We start from the raw sequence: 22062 nt of genomic DNA on the forward strand, positions 1-22062 counted from the left end.
GCCCACATTTGTTACTAACTATGTGGATAACTTTATTTACTTTAATAAACAAATTATGAATAAACTTGTGCAAAACTCTATTTTTTGGAAGGATTTTGTTTCAAACGAACAGTCAATTCCATAACATAGTTATAAATTTCTTGCTTTTCCTGCATTTCGCCACTAATTCTGGTATAAGCATGCATAACAGTGGTATGATCTCTACCACCAAAAACTTCTCCAATATCAACCAAGCTCATGCTAGTCATTTCTCTAGCTAAATACATTGCAATTTGACGAGCTAAAGCAACATTTTTAGTTCTTGATCTTCCAACCATCTCATCAAAAGTCATATGGAAATATTGAGCAACCTGACCGATGATATCTGTTGGTCTAACTTCAATATCGGATGCAAAAAAGTCCTGTAAAGCTTGCTCAGCTAAAGCCTTACTAACTGGTTGGTTACTAAGAGAAGCAACCGCCGTAACACGAGTTAAAGCGCCTTCAAGTTCGCGAATATTTTCAGTAAAACGTTCCGCAATAAGATCCAAAACATCACTAGGAACATTGGACCCATTCATAGAAGCCATCATTCGTAAAATAGCAATACGAGTTTCTAAATCAGGCGGTTTAATATCTACTGTTAAACCAGATTCAAATCTAGAAATAAGTCTAGATTCAAATCCTCTAAGATTTTTAGGAGCAACATCAGAAGCTATTACGATTCTTTTATTAGCCTGATATAAAGCGTTAAAAGTATGGAAAAATTGTTCAAGAGTTGCTTCTTTACCACCTAAAAATTGAATATCATCGATTAGTAGAACGTCAACTTCTCGGTATCTTCTATTAAAGTTAGCAATCTGACCTTGATTTTGACTTGTATTTTGTAAAGCCTCAATAAATTCATTAGTAAACTCTTCGCTTGTAATATATCGAACTTTAAGGGAAGAATCTTTAACAAGCGCATAATTTCCAATTGCGTTAAGCAAATGTGTTTTGCCAAGACCAGATCCACCGTAAATACACAAAGGATTAAAATCGCGTCCTGAGCCTTCTGCAACTGCCAATGCTACTGTGCGAGCAAAACGATTGGAATCGCCAGGAACAAACGTGTCAAAAGTGGCATAAGTATTCAAATGAGTTGTTGGATCTCTATTAACTGATGCAGGTATATTTGTCTGCTTTTGATTAATAGATTGCACATTGAGATTTGTATTTTGCATGGTTTTCAAACCAGTTGCGTAATCAAAATCTTTCTGTACAGGAATTGAATCATAAGAATCGTCCAAAAAAGATTCAACTTTTTTAGGATCAGAAGAATCATTAGAATCTGACGAATCAGAATTATTATTTGTAGTATTATCTAGCGATTGAGAAGTTTTTGAAGTATTACTTACATTTTGTAAAGTATTGTTATTCTCTTTCTCACTATTTTGGATAATTTTAAATGCTGGAAACATGTCTTTTCCAGTACAAATTTTCAAAGAAGTTAGCAGAGCAGAACTAAGTTCGTTTTGCAGAGCTTGCTGAGTCTCAATATTAGAAACGCATAAAACAATTGTTGTTCCAAAAATAGCTTCAGGTTTTACACTCTCAAACCAACTTTTATCCCGATTGCTTAGAAGTGCATTATGGCGCAACACGGCGAGAGTATTAGACCATACTATGGCGGCTTGAGCACTAGGATCCTCAAAGGCTTCAGACATGTTACACCCCCAATCAAAAGTAATTTCCTTTTCGCATTAACAACTCAGTGTATTTTTTTAATACACATTTATGTGTGAAAAGAGTGCTAGTAGAATATGTTTACTCCGACCCTAAGAAGTTATCCACAGCCTAGCGTGTTGAAAATACTTGTATGTTAATAACATGTGTGTAATTTGTGGATAATGTAAAACTTAGTAATCCACATTTTCCAACGATTTTAAGACGAATTATTTACGTTTTTTAATAGATTTATAAAGTTATTTAGAGAATAAGAATTATTCTAAAAGTCCTATTTAGAACACGATAATTAATAAAATTTTAGTTCTTGGTGAGGGGTGATAGTAATTTGGTATAGCTTGACTCATACGGAGCCATGCTTTTGCATGGCTAAATACAGGAGCGTTAGTTATGAAGAGGACATTCCAGCCTAACAACCGTCGTCGTCACATGAAGCACGGCTTCCGCGTTCGCATGCGTACGCGTGCTGGTCGCGCAGTGATTAACCGTCGTCGTGCCAAGGGCCGCAAGACACTTTCTGCCTGAGCTGGGACGCGTCGTAAAGCATGGATAGGCTGAAAAGCCATCGCGATTTTGTTGCGGTGCTCAAAAAACGACGCAAAGTGTGTTCACGGGATATAGTCGCGCATTATGATATGCGTGTATGTGTAACCGTATTAGACGCGCTTAACGAAGACAGAAAAGTAAGTCCAGATGATATTGCCACGGGTTTTGAAAACACTCCCGCGGCATTTTGTGATACCTTAAAGCAACCTCAAAAAAATGATGTTGCTTTAAGGTTAGGTCTTGCTGTATCTAAATCAGTTGGAAAAGCTGTTATTCGAAATAAGGTAAAACGACGTTTTAGGGTAATAGCAAAAGAGCACGAGTCGTTGCTTCCATATGGTTGCGATGTAGTATTGCGTGCAAAACCTACTGCTGCACAATCTTCGTTTGATTCGTTGAATGAGCAAATCAAAAAGATTTTCGGCAAAATAGCTAAAAATCTTCAAGATCAAAATCAATTCATGCAAACTATGTGCTTAAAAACTAGCGAAGATAGTGATAGTAAAGCAAGCTCGCAGGAGCAGTGATGAATCATGAGCGGTAGAAATAGTGTTGTAGCGAATTTGATTATAAAAGCGATTCGCTGGTATCAACGCGTGATTTCTGCCAAAAGACCTGCTTGCTGTCGTTATTATCCAACGTGCTCAAGATACGCTATAGAAGCCGTTAGCCGCTATGGGGCGTTTAAGGGTGGTATTCTAGCCGTTTTACGTCTGTTGCGCTGTAGACCATGGACTAGCTGCAGTATTGACGACGTACCACGAAAATATTCAATTTTTTATCGTTGCGCCTGGTCTAAAGCGCATGAAGAGCCACGGTTAACTCCCTTGGCTGACGAAGACAAGGATAACTAATGTTTAATCAAGATCATTTCTTACTTGATAACGGAATTTGGGGATGGTTTTATAAAATCCTTACGCCAGTTGAATGGCTTATGACTCAAGTAATGTCACTTTTCCACAAGCTATTTGTTCTTATTGGGATGAATGAAATTGGATTCTCTTGGGTACTTTCAATCGTTTTCCTTGTGCTTGTTGTGCACGCGTGTATATTCCCTGCCTTTATAAAAAGCATTAAAGGTATGCGCAATATACAAGCAATCGCTCCTAAAATGAAGAAAATTCAGCAAAAGTATAAGGGTAAAAGCGATCCTGCTAGCAAAGAAGCCATGCAGCGAGAAATGATGAAGCTGTATCAAGAAAACAACGCAAATCCTGCAGGAAGCTGCCTGCCAATGATGATTCAAGGTCCAGCGTTTATGAGTATTTGGTACACGCTTTCCGTTATACCATTTATTGCTAGAGGCAAGCATACTGCTCTTGGTGCTTTTGATGTTGCTACAGCACAGCAATTTGTTAAAACTCATGTGTTTGGCGTTGGTGTTTCCGACACGTTTATGACGGTTCAAGCGGGCGGAAAAGTTGTTATTGTAATCTTTGTTATATTGATGTGTGCTGCAATGTGGTACATGCAATTTAACAATATTCGTAAGAATCTTCCGCCAGAATCGAAGCAGGGTCCCCAGTATACGATGCAAAAACTTATGATGTGGGGATTCCCATTAATCTACGTTTTCTCTGCATTCGCTCTTCCATTTGCAATGCTTGTTTATTGGCTTGTAAACAACATTATGAATATGCTTCGCTCTATTTGGCAGGTATATGCTTTCCCAACTCCTGGCTCTCCTGCAGCCGAGGAAAAAGAAGAGCGCGATTACAAAAAAGAAACAGAGCGCAGAAAGCGCGAAGGTTTGCCTTCTATTGAAGAAGAAAAGCTTCAACAAGCTCGAGAAGTTGCTAAGCGTAGAGAAGCCGAAGGGTTTCAGCGTAAGCAGCCTACGCGTAAGCGAAAAAATAAATAGATAAAAATATGTGAATAAACAAGTAGGTAATTTTGGATTTATCTTCAGTTACACTTGTAGACAGAATTGTGATTCTTGACATTTATTGCAATTAAGGAGTATGTAAATGGCGCAAGACGAAACTAGAAGCATTGACCAGCTCAATGAGGAAGCTGATATAGCTGCCGATTACTTAGAAGGACTTCTAGATATTGCTGATTATGAGGGCGATATTGAAATGGGTGTTCGTAACAATAGACCGATGATTCAGATTGTTGCGGATGATGATTCCGATATTAAGCATTTGATTGGCAGGGATGGAGAAGTTGTTGACGCATTGCAGCAGCTTAGCCGATTAGCTATTCAACAAAAAACTGGTGAGAGATCTCATTTAATTGTTGATGTTGATGGATTCCTTAAGCGTAAGCGTCAGCATTTGCGTGATATTGCTTTGGATGCTGTTGATGAGGTTCGTGAGACTGGGGATCCAGTTGAATTGAAGCCGATGAATTCATTTGAACGTAAAGTAATTCATGACACTGTGCGAGATGAGGGTTTGCGTTCTAGGTCTCATGGAGAAGAACCACATCGTTATGTAACCGTTTATATGCCTGTAAGTGCAGTTGAAGACGAAGATCTTGATGATATATCTGCTGATGTAGATGAAGAGTATATAGAAGACTGATTTAAGATTTTGCAATTTTTACGATTGCATAAGCCTGTTGAAACACTATAAAAGTAACACAATGAAACAAAAAATGTTTTATTGTGTTACTTTTTATTTGATAAGCGCGGGGAAGTATGGAAGAAAATTTAAATAAAGATAATAACGATAATACTCAAGAGACAATTGATGAATTAGAAAATTCACCATTACTAAGCGAAGTTTTAGGTGATGCTCTTGATAAATGTAAGATGTTTCACGTGAAACTTCAAAAAGAGGGCTTGCTGAGAGGGTTAGTTGGACCTAGAGATATGAGTATTCTCTGGGAAAGACATATATTAAATTCTGCAGCTGTTGTTCCTTTTATTAAGGAAGCTATTAAAAAGTCTAAGAAAAAATCTATAGCAGATGTAGGAAGTGGTGGTGGATTCCCTGGTATTGTTATAGCAGCATGTTTGCCTGATTGTGATGTAACATTAATTGAACCTATGGAAAGACGCGTTCTTTGGCTAAAAGAATGTGTAGAACTTATGGGATTAGACAATGTCACTATTTTTCACGGAAGATCAGATGAAATTATTGAAAAAATAAAATCTCATGATATATCACCGTTTGACGTTGTAACGTGTAGAGCTGTAGCACCTATGACAAAACTAGCAGGGTGGACTATTCCTCTATTAAATACACATGGTCAACTGATTGCGTTAAAGGGGAAATCTGCGCAGGCTGAAATTGAGAAAGCCGCAAAAATGATCAAAAAAGCGAAGGGTGTGAATCCTAGGGTTGTTGATGCTCCTGTTGCAAATGGTCTTCAATCTACGACTGTTGTATTAGTTGACAAAGCATAATTCATATTATTAATTACATATAAAATAATTCGTTTCACGTGAAACTTTAATCTTCCAGTGTTTTACGTGAAACAAATATTTTTATGTAAAAATGTTTGTATAAAATACGTATAATATAGTTTATTTTGTTTTCTATCTTTCGTCATTTTCCTTTATATTTAGCACGTGTTTCACGTGAAACTTGTGCTCTTTTTGCTGTGTTTTATGTCCATAGAAGAAACGAAACTTGAAAATACTAAGGTTTAAATTGGTTAAATTATGGTAATTTTCCCATAGGTGGTCGGGGGTGGATGAAGTTATGGTGGAGTCAGCTGAAGATACGATTAAGCGTATTTTTGGAGATTCTGGATCTTCCTTAGGTAGTGAATTGGCTAATATATCAAGCCGATTTCATGCCATTGATGGGGTAGTTTTTCCTAAGCCTAAAGAAACGCGATTTATTGCTGTTGCGAATCAAAAGGGTGGTGTTGGCAAAACCAGTTCGGCTGTAAATTTATCTGCAGCTATGGCTATTGGTGGTTCAAAAGTTTTGTTGATTGACATGGACCCTCAGGGTAATGCTTCCACAGCTATGAATATACCTCATTCTTCAGCAGATCCCTCTGTTTATGATGTTATCGAGGGAAGAAAAACTATTGCTGAAGTAAAGAAAACTTGCCCAGATATTGAAGGACTTGATGTTGTTCCTGCTTCTATTGATTTAAGTGGAGCAGAACTAGAAGTTGCGCAGATGGAAGATCGAAATAATCTTCTTAAAAATGCTGTTAATGAGTTTCTTGGCAATAATAATGAGCACTACGATTATGTGTTTATTGATTGTCCACCATCTCTAGGTCTTTTGGTAATTAACGCGATGTGTGCTGCTCATGAAATGCTAATACCAATTCAAGCTGAATATTATGCACTAGAAGGATTAGGACAACTCATTAGGACAATTGGATTAGTGCAACAACATTACAATCCTACGCTGGTTGTTTCAACAATGTTAGTAACGATGTTTGATAAGCGAACTCTTCTTGGTAGAGAAGTGTTTCAAGAAGTTAAAAACCATTATCCAAATATTGTTCTAAATACTACCATTCCAAGAACTGTCAAAATACCAGAAGCACCAAGTTTTAATCAAAGTGTTATAACTTATGATCCACACGGAACTGGAGCAGTGTCGTATAGGGAAGCTGCGTTAGAGATAGCAAATAAGTCTGATGCTATTTTAGCTGTAATTGACGCTAAAAGAGAGGGTAATGCATAATGAGTACAACTAAATCTCGTTTAGGTAAAGGGTTAGGGGCGCTATTTCCTGCACTACCTGGGGAAAATGCTCTTGTTAATGCTGAGGCAAAAAATAATGAAAATGTTTCACATGAAACATTAATACAAAAAGATGTTTTTAACGATGTTTCACGTGAAACTAAAGTTCCTAGTATTGATAAAGCAATTTCTCCACATGAAGGTCAAAATAATGTTCAAAAAACCACCGTTTCACGTGAAACAGTGCCGCCGATTGCTAATAAAAATAAGCATTCGTCAAAGCGATCTTCTATGCCATCAATTGACGATGTAACTAGACCAATTGACTTTTTCTTTGGTGATTCTGCGTCTAAAACGTTTGTGTCTTCAAAACAAAAAACTGAAGAAAAGAAAATCTTTAATAAAACAATTGATGAAAAACACAACGCGGAAAATAAAGAATTAAAACCTGTTGAAGGCGGCTATTTAGCATATTTAGATCCAACTGATATTGTTCCAAATGCTCACCAGCCGCGTACGATTTTTGATGAAGAAGAGCTTCAAGAATTAGCTGCATCAATCAAAGAAGTTGGAGTTTTGCAGCCTATTGTTGTGCGAAAAATTAATAACGTAGATCAAGAGGATACGCATAATGCTCATTATGAATTAATAATGGGTGAGCGCAGATGGAGAGCAACTCAATTAGCTGGTCTTAAAAAAGTTCCAGCAATTGTTAGAACAACTTCTGATGAGAATATGCTTAGAGATGCTCTTTTGGAGAATCTGCACAGAGTTGCTTTAAATCCTTTAGAAGAAGCTGCAGCGTATGCTCAGATGATTGATGATTTTGGATTAACACAGGTTCAACTCTCAAAATCTGTGTCTAAATCACGTCCGCAAATAGCAAACACTTTACGTCTGTTAAATCTTCCAGCTAGCGTGCAAAAGCATGTTGCATCTGGTGTTCTTTCTGCAGGTCATGCTCGCGCACTTCTTGCTTTGCCTACATCTGAAGAAATGGAATCATTGGCAAAACGAATAATTGCAGAAGGCTTATCTGTTAGAAGTACTGAAGAGATTGTGTCTATTAGAGTAGACAATAGTGATGAGTCTTCTAAGAGAAATAGGGTTCAAAGAAATAATAAGTGGGCGCATTCTCCTATTAGAAAACAACTTGAGAATATATTTTCTACAAAAGTTGCAATTAAGGGCACAGAAAACCATGGAAGAATCGAAATTGTATTTTCATCTCCAGAAGAAATGCAAAGGATTTTTGACATTTTAGTAAACAAAAAAGATTAGCAACATAAATTAACATAATACAAACTGAAAAGCTTCAATGAATTACTTTAAAAGTAATTCATTGAAGCTTTTTGTTTCACGTGGAACATAATTTATTATTCGCTTAAATCATTTAAATAAGCTTGAGCATCAAGAGCAGCGCGGCAGCCCATTCCTGCTGCAGATATTGCTTGCCTATAAACGCTATCTACCACATCTCCTGCAGCAAAGACACCAGGAATAGATGTTTTAGTAGATGCACCCTGTACTGAAATAGTTCCATCTTCGTTAAGAGCTATAGAGTTATTTAAGAATGAGGTTGATGGTAGATGACCAATAGCAACGAAAATACCAGATGCTTCAATATCTTGAGTTTCTCCAGTTACAACATTTTTTACAGTTACAGACTGAGCATCTTCATTGGAACCATTTATTGATTGAACAACAGAGTTTAAAACAAATTTAATCTTCTCATTTTTGCGAGCTCTATCAATCATGATTTTAGAAGCACGGAATGAATCGCGCCTATGAATCAATGTTACAGAAGAACCAAATCTAGTTAGGAACAATGCCTCTTCAAAAGCTGAATCGCCTCCGCCAACTACAACGATTGGTTTTCCTCTAAAGAAGAATCCATCACAAGTTGCACAATATGAAACACCTCGTCCAGAGTATTCTTGCTCTCCAGGAACCCCCAATTTTCGCACTTGCGAGCCTGTAGAAATGATTACTGCATTTGCTGTATAAGTTTCTCCATCGTCTGTTGTAACTGTCTTCAAATCGTCCTTAAAATCTACAGACACAACATCGTTTAATATAATTTGTGCTCCAAATTTTTCTGCTTGCTTGTGCATAGCTTCCATTAAATCTGGTCCAAGTATTCCATCTACAAATCCTGGATAATTTTCAACCTCTGTAGTGTTCATGAGTTGTCCACCAGGAGTTAATGCTCCAGCAATGACCAAAGGAGTGTAGCCTGCGCGTGCTAAATACAATGCCGCAGTATAACCCGCAGGGCCAGAGCCAATAATTATTACTTTTTTGTTTAGTTTTTCCATAAAATATTCCTAATATTCTCAATAATCTTAATAAAATTTAGTAAATTTTTACGTAATTAATGTATAGGCTGTTTTGAGGCATAGAGTCCTCTGGAACCCACAAAATAAAGTCTTGTGCCGTAATAGTTTTTTTGAACTTTACATCTGTTACACCACTGGCATCAAAGGTAAAATCAGCAACTTTATCTCCAGCACTAGGATCATTTTTAGAATTCGCAATCAAATAACCATGTCCTCCAGAAGAACGAATTGAAACAACAAAACGATATGCTTCTTGAGGTTGAGCCAAATGCATGTAATAGCCATAACCTCTCTGGTTAGCCGTGTAATCCAAGAATTGTTGTACATCTATAGGATAAGGCGTAGTGTTAGTAGGCATTTTAGGTTTTGGAACCTGCTTTACCTTCTTACTCTTATTAAGTTTTTTATGCTTACTTTTATTTGATTTGTTTTCTTTATTTAATTTGTCTTTCTTTGCGTTTGCATCAGCCTTAGAAACAGCATTGGAATCAGATTTTGCTTTATTCTTAGACGAATCACTTTTATCTTCTGGAAGAACACCTTGACTTCCAAAAGGAACATTTTCTACGCTTTGAGAATCCCACGAGTTAGATTTTGTAAAACTAGAAGGAGCATCATGAGAATTAAAAAGACTATGCAAAGATAATGCGAATACCACTACAACCAATATTGCAACAACACTGATTGCAAGAACCTTTGTTGAAATACCGCCAAAAATTTTTGCGTCTGCTATATCCACGCCATTCTGCCCAGAATTCTTTTTGGACTCCAGAGATTCCTGACGCTCATGAGGCTGGAAACTAGGAGGCATTGAAGAATAAGATGACTTTAAAGAACCGCCATCATAATCTTCATAGTCACCATTTTCCAACTCTTCTTCACGCAAAGCGCGTGCAGATTCTTCTCCAGGAGCAATAAAACGCCCATTACTATCTACAACTGGAACCCTACCTGTTGATTCTGCTTCCAAAGGTAAACTTTGTGGTCTAGACATCAGCTCAGTGTGTTTAGTGTTATCTGTGAGAAGGTCTTCAAAATCAAATCTTCTAGGCATTAATGGGGAAGCTAAATTATCTTTTTGTGAATAATCGTTTTTAGAATCTGATTCGTTTTCTATATTGTTATATTTTTCTGCTTCTTCATTATTTAACGCATCAGAAGACTTGCTTTCTGAATAACTAGGAAAACTTGTGTATGTGGAAGATAGGTTGTGGAATATAGAATCATCTGCATCAAGTTCCGTAGGTGCTAAAATGTTAGCCATTTCTGCGGCAGCAATATCGTGGAAGTCATAATCTGTTCCAGTAGAGTCAGTTTCTGTAGAAGAATCTGAATTATTATCTAAATCGTTCTTATTGTTTCTTTTAAGAAGAGCACTTAATGCTCCTATAGTTCTTCCAGCATTTTTTAAACCAGCTCCTGCTGCAGACAATCCGCCTGTAAAACCAGCATTTTTATTGGATTTACCCTGTTTACTATCATCTAGTTTCTCAACAGAGTCAAGACTGTTATTGGACTCCTGTTCTGATAATTTATTTTCGAGCAAGTCCTCATTTTGAGCTAATCCTTCTGGAAAATCAAGAAGATTTTTATCGTCTTCTGGAAGCAATAACGCATTTTGAACGGAGGCTTTACTTGTAGTTTTATCAAAAATAATATCTTTATCAGAAAGTTTTCTAACAGGAGTATAAGATCCAAGTAATGCTAATAGCTCTCCTATTGATGCCATAGGTATAATATTGGAATCTTCTGTAGAAGAAAGTCCTCTTCTACAAATCATAGAAAATTCACTAGGCACTCCATCTGTAAGCCTAGAAAGATTAAATACAGAATTATTCTGAGTGTAATTTGTTCTAGTTAGTAGAGCATATAGCAATGCTGAAAGTTGATGCGTAGCAATATTTTCTATGCTCTTATTTTGAGCTTTAGGATGGTTAAAATCGTTACCTGAACCTTCGTCGGCAGACTCTACAGCAGACTCCCCATCTTCTGCTGACTTTTTTGGCTTTTCATCTTCAATAGTCACATCTTTTAAAAGAGGGCTTATCGGAGCATCTGCCAGTTCTACTCCAGAATCAGTAAGCCTTACGGTATTCGTAGAAATAGCATAGTGTGTTATTCCATCTGCTAACAGTTTACTAAGCGCATTAGCTGTTTCTGCAACTATGGAACGTATTGCTTCATAGCTAAGTGTTGAACTATGTAGCTTCATATAATCGCTTAAAGTTACTCCAGAATCCAGCTCGGTTATAATAATAGCGACATCATCTATATGATGAAGCTTCAAAACTGGCGTAAATTTGCGTATTCTAGACAGAGCAAGAGTAGAAGATATAGTGTTGACTTCTGGAAGAAAACGAGAATCACGTACTATAAAAAGCTGACAATCGCGAGCAAGTATACGATCGCTAGCATGCCATGCTTGAAGACCCGCTTCTTCGCGCAAAGGTGATACTAAAGCGTAGCGATCAAGTATAATATCTCCCAACTGAGGTTTCATCTACTCCCCGTCTTCCTACATGAGTAATGAATAATAATGCGTTACATAATAAATCCCACAAATTATTGTAACTGTAGAATCTAGTGAAACGCCCTGAGTTACTGCATTTAATTATCTTGATTTAATTATCGCTCACTGTGTTGATTTATTTTCGATCTAATAATCCTAGTATGTGCATTCTTATTATTTTCACTATGATTAGTCTGTTTATTATTTAACTTGCTTTTATTGATGTTTTCAAGATTCAACAAAAATGGCAGTTTTACACCGATTCTTCTAAGAATTGGATTAATAAGACCTGCCAGTTCACTCGTTCTTAAAAGTAACAAGATAGATATGTAAATAATCGCCAAAATAATGGTGATAATTGCACAAACAAAAATCGCAAGCAACCAACGACTAACACCATGGAGGTTTGATGAATCTAAAGAAATCCATTTGTAAATAAATTCTCTAAACAAAATTCCAACAAGAATAGATACTATAGAAGCTGCAAGCACCTTTAGATGCGTAATAACAAGCTGCTTATCGTCTAAATCGTTGTTAAAACGAGATCTAATCATTTTAACAAGCGAAGGAAAAGTGAGAATATAACTAAAAGATGCGGCTGCAGCTAAAGCGGTAACCCAATAGTTTGGCGGAAGGAATTGTATGCAAGAAAATACAATAATAAGCTCCACAAATAATTGTGCTGCACAAAACATAAACGGATGTTTGCCATCTTCAAAAGCGTAGAATGTGCGTTGAATAATCAAATATGCGCTAGATAAAGGCAATCCAAGCGAAAGCATCATAAGCGGATTTGCCATAAGATACGCTTCTTTTATGCTGATTGAAGGTAAAAGAGCCAAAGATATAGGCATTGGAATCACAATAAAAGCAACACTAAAGAAGCACATTAAAATGCTTACATTTCTAAGACAAGAGCTTAAATCTGCACGAACTGTTGATAAATCATGGTTTGTTATTGATCTAGAAATTTTAGGGAAAACAGCGGTAGCAACCGACACAGCGATAAGCGAATAAGGAAGAATAAACATTGTGTATGCGTTTTGAAAAGTAGCATTTCCAGCAACATCAAATTGACTTAACCCCAACGTTTTTTCTGCTACAGAAGGAGCGCTTGTAGTTATGTGAGTAGTTGCCATTGTAGAAATCTGACTAACAGCCACTATTGCAAAACTCCATGCTGCAACAGGGCCCATTGAACGCAAACCAATGCCGCTAATGCCGAAACTTGGTTTGTATTTTAATCCGATTTTTCTAAGAGGAATAAATAAAACAAGCGCCTGAGCTGCAACACCCAAAGTCCAAAATCCTGCAGTAAGAAGCATAGTAGTGTTGTTCCAAAAACCCACTGGCTGCCTGCTTGCTCTGCCAAAAATTGCAATAAAAACGCCGAAGCCCACGCAACTGACGATATTTGCTGCAACGGAACTCCACGCATACATTGCAAACTTGCCTTTTGCGGCTAAAACTTGACCGAGCACGGTGTAAAGTCCATAGAAAAATATTTGAGGCATACACCATAACGTAAAAGCGTTAGTAAGAGCAATCATGGATTGGTTTGATCCAACATAGAGCCATGTTAAAACAGGTGTGGCAATTGCCATTAAAGCGGTTACGCCTAAAAGCAGAATAATCGCAAAGGTTATAAGCTTATTTAACCTATCTTTTGCATCTTGTTTTTCCAGAGTTTTAACGATTTGTGGGACTAAAACAGCATTGAAAATTCCACCAGACACAAGAGTGTAAATAAGCTGAGGGATCATGGACCCAGCCTGATATGCATTAGCTGCTAGACCTGTAGTGCCAAGGGCTGCAGCAAGTAATATAGTTCTAACCTGACCAGTTATTCTTGAAGCTGCCGTGCCGCTTGCCATTATGATTGAGTTGCGGCCTACTGAATTCATTCGTCTGGATCCTTTTTACGGTGGAACTGCCTCCAAAGCCCTAAAATTCCAAGCGCGAAGGCAAATATTATAATAATCGTACCGCTTTTATCGCTGATTTGCAGCGTGCTTGTAATCATTGTTTCTTTATGATTGTAGAAAGCGCGATGGCTTCTATCTTCTAGTCCGAAAATTGCTCTAGCTTTACTAGAAGTTGTAGATCTAAGTGGCAGAATAATTTGTGTTTCACTATTTGCAGCAATCTTAACTGGAGTTTTTCTAGGAGTTACTATCTCCATTGAATTAGTGTAAGAAGTAAGATATACGCTAACAGGGTATGGATTAGTATTGCTGATCGTAATCGGCATTGTTGCTGTTTCGCTTACAAGCGTTACATCTTTTGGAGGAATAATATGTATTCCAGAAATTAAAATTTTGGATAGATTATGAGTGCCTTTAGAATCAACATTATTTGGTCTACTATCATTTACTTCTCGTTGAGCCATAGCATCAAAAAGTTTAAGAAGATTCTTACTCCAAATATTGCTGTTCTGGTTAATTTTCAGTTTTGCGTTTTGTTTTGCAAGAGATTGAACATCTGACTCATTAACGTGATGATTATTTAATTCACCGTGGTCAAGAATATCACTTATGAACTGTTTAATGTTTTCTCTATCTGAAGATAGTTGATTTAGAATTGACTTTCTATTGATTATAGATTCGTTTGATATCGCACTATCTTTAGGAACTGGATTGTACCCAAGATATTCTTTAGAAAAAGATTTTGCGTTAGATAAAGATCTTAAATCTAGCAGGGAAATCCACGGAGATTTTTCCAAATTGCTTATAACAGAATCGATATAAGAAGATGGCGTATCTTGGTGGAATGTTATAAGCAAGTGTCTTGAAGAATACGGTTGTTCCATCTGATAAAACGCGCTTTGAGCAATAATCCTGTTTAGTTTTCCAGCATTAGTGTTTTCGCCAGTTGACCTACTACTTGTTGGTTTTTCGTTTGCCAAATCACTAAGAGTTTCTTGCGAGGAAAGCACTTTTACGTTTCCAAAAGAAGTCTGAACGTCATACACGCCATTCTTAACTGCAAAACGGTGCGCTAAAGCATCAAATCCGTTTGTTGCCACAACGGTCTTATAACCATTGCTTTTAGCCTGTTCTAGTGCCTTTAAGGTCCATTTTCCGCCTGTTTGAAAAGCGTATGACTCGAATTTTGGCGCTTTACCTGTATGATCTTTTGGAATTGACGATTCTTCACTCCAAGACTCAGCGTCAATCCCAGATGATTGGTAGTAAGAAGAATTACTTGTTTCAGCATATTTACTTATGTCAAAACCGTTATTTTGCATAAATGCAGAAGGAGTGAAGCTAATTCCAGAAGATTTAAGAGTATTTAAATCTGCTATCGTTTGTAATCGAGGATGCTTTTGTGCAAGAGATATCAAAGAAGCAATATGCTTTATGCTCTTTTTGCTTAACCTTATTTTTCTATTGTCTTTAAATTGGTTTAAATCTTTGCTTACTTGGGAAGAGTCGCCAGCAACCGTTTTTGTGTTAGTTTTGTCCGAATTTTCTTTTTTAGTATCTGCTTTAGATTCCTCTTTAGAAACAATATTAGATTCGCTAGGTGGAATATTCATCGAAGGAGAAATATTCTGCTTGTTAATTTCATAACGCCAGTCAGATGCTTTAGCGACTATAGGAATAAGCAATGTGACATTAATCGGAGGTGTTTGTATGTTTTTAACGCCAATATTTGCTCGTGTTACAAACGATTTTACAGAAGAATAATGCTTAAAATCCGATGAAGAATACGTTACAGAAAGAGGCTTTGGTCCCCAATAAAGGATGTTAGAAAGATTAGGGCTGTTTGAGTCAACATCAATTTGCGCGTTATAAGATTTGCCACGAGCAAGAGCTGGAACGCTAACTTCGCCAATTAGCTGAGGAGTAGGGATTCTGGACTCGGCTTGACTCCATTTTTGCAAATCAGTCCTAGACATAAACGTGTACCAAGGGTTAAATGCAACCTGAATTTTTCCATCTGGAAAATCTTGAGAACCAGTATTTTTAACCAAAATGGTTATATGGTATCCGCTTTTATCTGTAAGAATTGAAGTTGATTTAACTATTTGTAAAGAAATACCCTTATCCTTGGAATTATAAGATTCGTAATATTTTACAGAAGCTTGATTAACGTTAGATAAATGGCTTGTATTCTGCGATGATTCGTAAGCAAAAGCTGTATTTGAAACACAATAAAGCGGTGTAATAGCAAGCAAAAGTACTACAAGAATTAAAGTAATACTAAATTTAAAACAAAATTGAATAGGATTTTTAAAATAAAACATTTTACGGGCGATTTTATTAGTGACTTTTTGTAACTCCCGTAATTGGTTGTTTGCAAAATCAATCACATTAATCACGATTAGACCGCCTATTTGCCTTTTTAGCGTACATCCACGCTATCTTGCGTTCATTAGGATAGCTTAAAACATCATTAAGCTCTTTGAAATCCACCCAAATTGCATCTTCTGCCTCATGGTCTGGATCTCCAAGAACAGATAGTTCTCCACTAACATATTTCAAAGCAAAATGATGAACTAGCTTATGCACACGTTGACTTGTTCCAGTAAACCAGTAGTCAATAGTAGCAATAGAATCCACTACTTCTCCAAGAATTCCAGTTTCCTCATGAATTTCCCTAACAGCTGTTTGCTGAGGAGTTTCGCCTTTTTCTATATGACCCTTCGGCAAGCACCATTCCATATGCCCACTTCTTGAATGACGAGCTATAATCGCGACACGCCCAAGGGTGTCAAAAACTAGTCCTCCAGCGGAATATTCTCTCACAATAGGTAAGTCTTGAGCATCTAAAGAGGCAAAAGTTTTAGGACCGTCGTTAACTCTCCTCTGAGGCATTAAAGCTGGAGAAGGTGCCTCTAATGATGTTATTTGTTGGCGAGATTCCGTTATATCAACATGAATATTTTCAACGTGATAATCGCTCGAAAAGCTTGAAATATCAACGAAAATTGACTCGTCTTCTTCTGCCTGTTGAGGCTGTATTTTGCTTTTCATCCTAGCGATATCAAGTGGTGTAACTCGAATATCTGGCGTATTTTGGGCATGATTATCCGAGGCTCTGGCGAGCATGCGTCTTAAGTCTGCTGGGGTAACCATACACTCCACCTTACTCAATCCGCTGTGCATTGGGGTAACGGTATGCTGGAATATAGTTTGATTTTTGTTGAAAGGGTGTTTCCAAGCGTGTCTGTGAACTTTGAAGTTTGGCCTGAAGCCATGGAGTTGGGTAGATTATTCGCTAAACATAATTATGAGCTGGCTCTTGTAGGCGGTCCTGTACGAGACATGTTGTTGCATAGAACGTCGCACGATCTTGATTTTTGCACTTCTGCCAAACCAGAAGAATTTGAGCATATTCTTAGGAGTTGGGGGCACGATGGCTTTTGGGATATGGGTCGAAAATTTGGCACGCTTGGAGCTGTTCGTCGCAGAAAAGACGGAACAGAAGTAAAAGTCGAGATAACAACATACCGATGTGATGACTATGAGCCAGATTCTAGGAAGCCAGAAGTAAAATATGGCGATACTTTGGAAGGTGATCTTTCTAGGCGTGATTTTACTGTGAACGCAATGGCTTTGCGTGTTCCAGATTTGGAATTTGTAGATCCATTCGGTGGAGCGAATGATTTAGCAAAAGGTATTCTGCGTACTCCAGTAGATCCTCGTCAATCTTTTGACGATGATCCTTTAAGAATGATGCGTGCTGTTCGTTTTGTTGCTCAACTTGGTTTCACTATTGAAGCAAATACTGCAGAAGCTATTTTAGATATGGTTTCTAGGTTGGATATTGTTTCTGCAGAGCGCGTCCGCGATGAAATAACAAAAATGCTGCTTTCTGCTAATCCTCGTGCTGGTATTGAAGCTATGGTCGAGTCTGGTATTGCAGATAGGGTTTTGCCAGAAATTCCTGCATTGCGCTTAGAAATTGACGAACATCACAGGCATAAGGATGTTTTTGAGCATACAATGATGGTTCTTGAACGAGCAATAGCATTAGAAACAGATAACGAAGGCGCGGTTCCTAGACCCGATTTGACTTTGAGACTTGCTGCTCTTTTGCATGATATTGGCAAACCTCGTACTAGAAAATTTGAAGAAGGCGGAAAAGTAAGTTTCCACCATCATGATGTTGTTGGAGCTAAAATGACTCGCAAACGCATGAAAGCTCTTCATTTTGATCATCATATTATTGATGATGTAAGCGAGCTTGTGAATCTGCATTTGCGATTCCATGGATATGTTGACGAGCCTTGGACTGATTCTGCTGTACGCAGATATGTTAAGGATTCAGGACACTTGTATGAGAGATTAAATCGTCTAACCCGCGCGGATGCAACTACACAGAACAAGCGTAAATCGCTGATGTTTGAGCAGGCTATGGATGAGATGGAAGAGCGAGTTAAAGAGCTTAAAAAGCAGGAAGATTTTAACGCGATTCGTCCAGACCTAGATGGCAATGAGATTATGCAATTGCTTGATTTGAAACCTGGTCCTATTGTTGGTAAAGCATATAAGCATATGTTGGATTATCGCCTTGATAACGGTCCAGTAGATCACGATATTGCTGTTGAGGAATTAAAGAAATGGTATTCCAGCTTAAATAAGTAGCTTAAATAAGTAAAGTTTTATTATTCTAACTTTATTTTGCTTTATTTAACATCATGTTGTTGAATAAAACTTATTGAACTGGATTATGATTTGCGGATTTTGGAAGATTTTTCATAGAGTTAAAATCAGCGCATCCTTTTATTTCAACTATTGTTGCACCTGCTGCAGGAACATCAGTCTTAGGTTTAAGATTGTTGAATGTTACGCCTAAAACCACGTCAATTAGCTTATCTTGTCTATCGTCCATTCGCAAAATAGCGTCTTTAAAGTTAGCAGCTAAAGTATAAGCTTCATTAATTGATTTCTTACCAAAGTAGATTGTTGTGCGTTTTACACTTTTTTCGCTATTTCCAACTTCAATCAGGTTAAAACCGCGGTTTCGTAGTCCTTCTCCTACCGCTCTTGCGAATCCACGGAATTTTGTTCCGTTTAGTACTCGAATAGGAACAGCACGATTATCGATATAAGTAGCCTTATTCTCATCTTTATTTTTTGTAGGGCAAGGCGCTTGAACTCCATAATTTGGGTCGATTTCTGGAGTTTTAGGGGCAGCAATACCAAATACATGGCATTGCACTAGAACAGCAAGAAGAAACGCTGCTCCAACACAAATTCCAACAGTAGTAAGTACAAATCGTTTCTTTTGATACATGAACTCTCTGCGCGCCAGCCGCTCGTCGTAAAATTGCGTCATGCTAACTTCCGATCTGTACTATGTTTCTGTTGCGTATCTTATTGTACGAGACTTGCAATTATGCATAAATCATAATGTTTTATACACAAAACAATACTAGCAATTTTACTTACTATGTATGACTGTGTTTTTAAAAATAATTCATATCTGCGAAGCTTTATAAAGAGCCAAGAATTCTGCGCATGTAAGGGTCTCTCCACGCCTAGTTGGGTCTATTCCGGCAATATCGTACGATTCATTAGAAATAATGCCTTTAAGAGCAGAATGCAGTGTTTTTCTTCTCTGTTGGAACGCTGCATCAATAATTTTAAACACTTTTTCTCGCTCTTGCTCATCTTCTCTTATCTCGTTATTTCTTTCAAAATAAACGAGAGCAGAATCAACATTTGGAGCAGGCCAGAATACATTTCTACCAATTAAACCAGCTTTTTGAGATTCGCCATACCAAGCCAACTTTACACTTGGAGTTCCATATGTTTTTGTGCCTGGTTGAGCGCAGAGGCGATCTGCCACCTCTTTTTGAACCATTACAAGGAAACTTGTAAGATTATTAAACTTTTCAAGAAGTGTAAGAATAATAGGGGTTGCAACGTTATAAGGAAGATTAGCAACAAGAGTAAAGTGTTGTGCATTTGCTAAATTGGGAACGTCTTGAGCGTTTAATTCGAGCGCGTCTTTAAGAATCACATTAAATCGTTCTAAGGCGTTAGGCATAAATTCTTTAACGGTACTCGGCAAACGTTTAGCAAGCGGAGGATCTATTTCTACAGCCGTAAGATTTGCGCCAGCTTGAAGAATCGCAAGTGTAAGAGAGCCAAGACCAGGGCCTACTTCCATAACAAAATCGTTTGAATTAATTTTTGACGCAGTAACGATTTTCTTAACCGTACCAGGGTCAATAACGAAATTTTGACCGAATTTTTTAGTAGGAGTAATGCCCTCTTCTGCTGCAATCCTACGAATGTCAGCGGCTCCAAGAAGAGAGCCTTCTTGCTCACTAATATTATTTTGTGTCAATTTAATACCATCCAAACTTTAATACCATCCAAACTTTTCTGAATGCTTCCATGCTTCGCTAGGATTCCCGTATTTGCTTTTAATGTAATTAATTCCCCACGTTATTTGTATTGATGCATCTTCGTGCCAATTTGCTCCTGCGCTCGCCATTTTGTTTGCTGGAAGAGATTGTGGTATTCCGTATGCGCCAGAGCTTTCATTTTCTGCGTTCCAACGCCAGTGAGATTCTCTTGTCCACAATTTAACAAGATCTTCCCACATTGCACCAGTCCAACCAATTTGAGCACATGCAGCTTGAGCATATAGCTTTGCTTGCTCAGGAGTGGCGTGAACCATGCCATTGGGATTGTTGGCTGGTGGAGCAGGTGCTGGTGGGGCTGCAGGAGCGGGAGCTGGCGTTTGTGATGCTGGCTGTGATGCTGCAGGTGCTTGTGTTTGAGAAGAGGAAGAAGGATTTTGCTGATTATTCGCATTAGATTGATGCTGATTTTGTGAATTACTATTGTTATGGTTTTGAGAATTTTGCACACTTTGTTGGGATTGACTATTTTGAGAAGGTTTTTTAGATTCTTGTGGTTTTATTTCTTGTTTAGTGTTAGTTTTATTCAAATTAGTATTGCTAGAAGGTTTTTGTGAAGTCTTTCCGTTAGTGTTGTTACTACTTTGCTTATTCTGCTTAGGGGCTTGATAATTAGGTTTGCTACCTACAGCAACAATCTGATCTGTTGTAGGAGTAATCACGTTTTGTTTTATTAATACAGAGCTTTCTGCTTTACCATCAACATAAGTCACATTGTATAAATCTGTTCGCTCGCCATTTATTCCAGATTGTCTAACAACTCTCACTCCAGATGGCAAATTTGGATCATTTATCGTTCTAGTGTTAAAAGGAACGATGACATTTCTAGATTCTTTTCCATGAGTTACGCGAAGAATGCGTAATACGGTTTGTGATCCATTTTCGCTTACGGTAACTCTATCTTCTTTTCCCAAAACGATTCCTAGAGAATCGAGAATAGAACTTGCTGGAAGTGTTCCATCTGGCGCTATCCTAGATTTGCCATCGCAAATAACCTCTACAGGTCCTTTTTTGTTAATAGACAATCCTCCAGTGAGTTTGTCGTAAATATTCTGCAAATTTACTGTGATTTTTGCAGCATGATCTGCATTTGCTTGGAAGAATCCAATTAGTTGATCTACGCTGGTTGCAACAGTCCAAAATGGTATTGTTATGCCATCTACTGTTACAGAAGTTTGGTAAGCGCTCCTAACAGTTACAGTTGTGTGATCTGCAAGAATTTCTCCCGAAGTACTAATAACTTGATCATGCGTTTTAACGGGTATTTTTTGTTCCTGCAGAAGTCTTTGTGCAGTAGACGCATAGGTTGTGACAATTCTTGTTTTACCATTGACAATTAGAGCTACAGATTTTCGCGCAGAAAGAGTAAAAATCCCAGTGCTTGAGATAATAAGAGCCAAAACGCATACAAGGATGCGTATTCTTCTCATTACAACAAACCTCTGAGGCGTCCATCTGCGTGCCATTCAACCTCACTTCCAAAGTAAAACTGAACTTTAATTATATATAATGCTCGCAACTGAGCTAAAAGCTTCTAAATGTTGATGAAATCTATCATAAAAATGGGGGCGGGAGAGAAGGGGATTGTTCCCGCCCCCGTAGAGGAGGAGCTGGTTGGGGGACGCTCCACCCTCTTACTCGGAAATCCTGAGTTGGGGGAAGATTTCCGAGAACTTACTCAAGCAAAGTCTACAATGCAAATCTTTTGTAAGTTTTTATTTTATGTTTTATGATGAATAAGTCTTACTTTTTATAAATTATCATACGACAAATCTATAAACGTATTTGCTTTAATTCTAACCCTTTAATGCAAATTTTACTAAAATTGCCAAAAGCCTTCAACTTAACACTATTAACGATCGTATTTTAACAAGTAGAAGAATAAAACAGAGCCTCCTGCCGGGATCGAACCGGCGACCTGCCGCTTACAAGGCGGCCGCTCTGGCCATCTGAGCTAAGGAGGCACGTCTCTGCGTGCAAT

18 protein-coding genes and 1 tRNA gene are annotated in these 22062 nt (G+C 37.7%); 9 read left to right on the forward strand and 10 right to left on the reverse strand.

Annotated features, from left to right (window positions below; all coding sequences use genetic code 11):
- Nucleotides 1–77: 77 nt before the first annotated feature.
- Entirely contained in the window at nucleotides 78–1685 is a 1608-nt protein-coding gene (gene dnaA, locus HXT55_RS00590) for a chromosomal replication initiator protein DnaA (RefSeq protein ID WP_004114028.1), read from the reverse strand.
- 409 nt (nucleotides 1686–2094) lie between these two features.
- On the opposite strand from dnaA, the gene rpmH reads away from it, so the two are divergent.
- From rpmH to HXT55_RS00630, 8 genes are all read left to right on the forward strand, one after another.
- Nucleotides 2095–2229, forward strand: coding sequence for a 50S ribosomal protein L34 (gene rpmH / locus HXT55_RS00595; RefSeq protein WP_004114029.1), 135 nt, complete (start codon nucleotides 2095–2097; stop codon nucleotides 2227–2229).
- A gap of 20 nt (nucleotides 2230–2249) precedes the next feature.
- Nucleotides 2250–2777 (forward strand): ribonuclease P protein component, encoded by a 528-nt coding sequence (rnpA, locus tag HXT55_RS00600; RefSeq protein WP_004120215.1) that lies wholly within the window; start codon nucleotides 2250–2252, stop codon nucleotides 2775–2777.
- 6 nt (nucleotides 2778–2783) lie between these two features.
- Nucleotides 2784–3104: a membrane protein insertion efficiency factor YidD gene (yidD, locus tag HXT55_RS00605; protein WP_016827106.1), complete on the forward strand. Its 321-nt coding sequence runs from the start codon at nucleotides 2784–2786 to the stop codon at nucleotides 3102–3104.
- The gene (gene yidC / locus HXT55_RS00610) at nucleotides 3104–4111 is read left to right on the forward strand and encodes a membrane protein insertase YidC (protein ID WP_421792235.1); all 1008 of its coding nucleotides are present in this window, start codon (nucleotides 3104–3106) and stop codon (nucleotides 4109–4111) included. The genes yidD and yidC overlap by 1 nt, the downstream gene beginning before the upstream one ends.
- Before the next feature lie 106 nt (nucleotides 4112–4217).
- Complete coding sequence (locus HXT55_RS00615; RefSeq protein ID WP_004120222.1) at nucleotides 4218–4775, forward strand: protein jag; 558 nt, start codon at nucleotides 4218–4220, stop codon at nucleotides 4773–4775.
- A gap of 116 nt (nucleotides 4776–4891) precedes the next feature.
- Nucleotides 4892–5602: a 16S rRNA (guanine(527)-N(7))-methyltransferase RsmG gene (gene rsmG / locus HXT55_RS00620; protein ID WP_004114039.1), complete on the forward strand. Its 711-nt coding sequence runs from the start codon at nucleotides 4892–4894 to the stop codon at nucleotides 5600–5602.
- A 298-nt stretch (nucleotides 5603–5900) separates the two neighbouring features.
- On the forward strand, nucleotides 5901–6851 hold the full coding sequence (locus tag HXT55_RS00625; RefSeq protein ID WP_174160350.1) for a ParA family protein: 951 nt from the start codon (nucleotides 5901–5903) through the stop codon (nucleotides 6849–6851).
- Nucleotides 6851–8131, forward strand: coding sequence for a ParB/RepB/Spo0J family partition protein (locus HXT55_RS00630; protein ID WP_004114043.1), 1281 nt, complete (start codon nucleotides 6851–6853; stop codon nucleotides 8129–8131). Before HXT55_RS00625 ends, HXT55_RS00630 begins: the two co-directional genes overlap by 1 nt.
- 95 nt (nucleotides 8132–8226) lie before the next feature.
- On the opposite strand, the gene trxB is transcribed toward HXT55_RS00630, so the two are convergent.
- The 5 genes from trxB to HXT55_RS00655 all read right to left on the reverse strand — a co-directional run bounded on the left by trxB (nucleotide 8227) and on the right by HXT55_RS00655 (nucleotide 16779).
- Nucleotides 8227–9168, reverse strand: coding sequence for a thioredoxin-disulfide reductase (gene trxB, locus HXT55_RS00635; RefSeq protein WP_192381865.1), 942 nt, complete (start codon nucleotides 9166–9168; stop codon nucleotides 8227–8229).
- 37 nt (nucleotides 9169–9205) lie between these two features.
- Nucleotides 9206–11689, reverse strand: a complete 2484-nt coding sequence (locus tag HXT55_RS00640) for a kinase (protein WP_192381867.1) — start codon at nucleotides 11687–11689, stop codon at nucleotides 9206–9208.
- 125 nt (nucleotides 11690–11814) lie between these two features.
- The gene (gene murJ / locus HXT55_RS00645; RefSeq protein WP_192381869.1) at nucleotides 11815–13602 is read right to left on the reverse strand and encodes a murein biosynthesis integral membrane protein MurJ; all 1788 of its coding nucleotides are present in this window, start codon (nucleotides 13600–13602) and stop codon (nucleotides 11815–11817) included.
- Nucleotides 13599–16022, reverse strand: a complete 2424-nt coding sequence (locus HXT55_RS00650; protein ID WP_101886665.1) for a DUF6049 family protein — start codon at nucleotides 16020–16022, stop codon at nucleotides 13599–13601. Before HXT55_RS00650 ends, murJ begins: the two co-directional genes overlap by 4 nt.
- A complete protein-coding gene (locus tag HXT55_RS00655; RefSeq protein WP_004114048.1) occupies nucleotides 16015–16779 on the reverse strand; it encodes an NUDIX domain-containing protein in 765 nt (254 codons plus the stop codon). The genes HXT55_RS00650 and HXT55_RS00655 overlap by 8 nt, the downstream gene beginning before the upstream one ends.
- Nucleotides 16780–16821: 42 nt before the next feature.
- On the opposite strand from HXT55_RS00655, the gene HXT55_RS00660 reads away from it, so the two are divergent.
- Nucleotides 16822–18291: a CCA tRNA nucleotidyltransferase gene (locus HXT55_RS00660; protein ID WP_004114050.1), complete on the forward strand. Its 1470-nt coding sequence runs from the start codon at nucleotides 16822–16824 to the stop codon at nucleotides 18289–18291.
- Nucleotides 18292–18361: 70 nt separating this feature from the next.
- Here HXT55_RS00660 and HXT55_RS00665 read toward each other — a convergent pair whose 3' ends face one another.
- The 4 genes from HXT55_RS00665 to HXT55_RS00680 form a co-directional block, all read right to left on the reverse strand.
- Nucleotides 18362–18985, reverse strand: coding sequence for a LytR C-terminal domain-containing protein (locus tag HXT55_RS00665; protein ID WP_009993929.1), 624 nt, complete (start codon nucleotides 18983–18985; stop codon nucleotides 18362–18364).
- A gap of 141 nt (nucleotides 18986–19126) precedes the next feature.
- On the reverse strand, nucleotides 19127–20017 hold the full coding sequence (gene rsmA, locus HXT55_RS00670) for a 16S rRNA (adenine(1518)-N(6)/adenine(1519)-N(6))-dimethyltransferase RsmA (RefSeq protein WP_004114054.1): 891 nt from the start codon (nucleotides 20015–20017) through the stop codon (nucleotides 19127–19129).
- Between the two features lie 3 nt (nucleotides 20018–20020).
- On the reverse strand, nucleotides 20021–21547 hold the full coding sequence (locus HXT55_RS00675) for a G5 domain-containing protein (protein ID WP_020759659.1): 1527 nt from the start codon (nucleotides 21545–21547) through the stop codon (nucleotides 20021–20023).
- Between the two features lie 424 nt (nucleotides 21548–21971).
- Nucleotides 21972–22045 (reverse strand) — tRNA-Thr (locus tag HXT55_RS00680).
- Nucleotides 22046–22062 lie beyond the last annotated feature (17 nt).

Source organism: Gardnerella sp. KA00718 (assembly GCF_049244285.1).
GTDB classification, from domain to species: Bacteria; Actinomycetota; Actinomycetes; order Actinomycetales; family Bifidobacteriaceae; genus Bifidobacterium; species Bifidobacterium vaginale.